At 73.4% G+C, this 248-nt stretch carries 1 protein-coding gene; it reads left to right on the forward strand.

The annotated features are described in order from the left end of the window. Nucleotides 1-248: aldehyde dehydrogenase family protein (locus ACZ3HH_RS30855; RefSeq protein WP_465810490.1), on the forward strand; the 248-nt coding region annotated here is incomplete at both ends.

Raw genomic sequence — 248 nt, forward strand, 5'->3', positions numbered from 1 at the left:
GCCGCCGAACTGCCCGGCGGGGTGCTCAACGTGGTCAACGGCGGAGCGGACGTCGGGGAGACGCTCGTCTCCGACCCGCGCGTCGCGAAGATCACGTTCACCGGGGGCCTGCCGACCGCCCAGGCGATCGCCGCGTCCGCCGCCCGGCGCGTGACGCCGACGGTGATGGAGCTCGGCGGGAACGATGCGGCGATCTTCCTGCGCGACGCCGAGTACACCGAGGCGATGTACACGCGCGCGGTGTTCGG

This window comes from Pseudomonas sp. PME37.24/025 (genome assembly GCF_055556615.1).